A 278-nucleotide genomic window follows, 5' to 3' on the forward strand; every position below is an offset into this window, starting at 1 on the left:
GAAGCTAGGCGATGAGGTGTGAACAGACTGCGCAACTATTTTATCTAGAAGAAATTGAGTATGTTCGGATACAAAAATGGGCTTTTCAGGAATCCTGGGATCAGAAAAGTCTTTTTCCATTTCTTGCAAATCNTGTTCGACCGCGACGATATGGTCCTGCATAAATCCTGCAAGATTATTAGAAACGTCTTTATCAATACGGCTAAGAGTAGAGTCTGGTGCTTCGGGTACTGTAAATACTCGATACATACTCTCTATGCTTGCCTGAGCAAACTTCT

The 278-nt window shown here is 41.2% G+C and carries 1 pseudogene; it reads right to left on the reverse strand.

Annotation, left to right across the window (positions count from 1 at the left end):
• Positions 1 to 278: pseudogene (locus A3766_RS10310) on the reverse strand (putative pyridoxal-dependent aspartate 1-decarboxylase); the annotation flags it as partial.

Source organism: Oleiphilus sp. HI0132 (assembly GCF_001635845.1).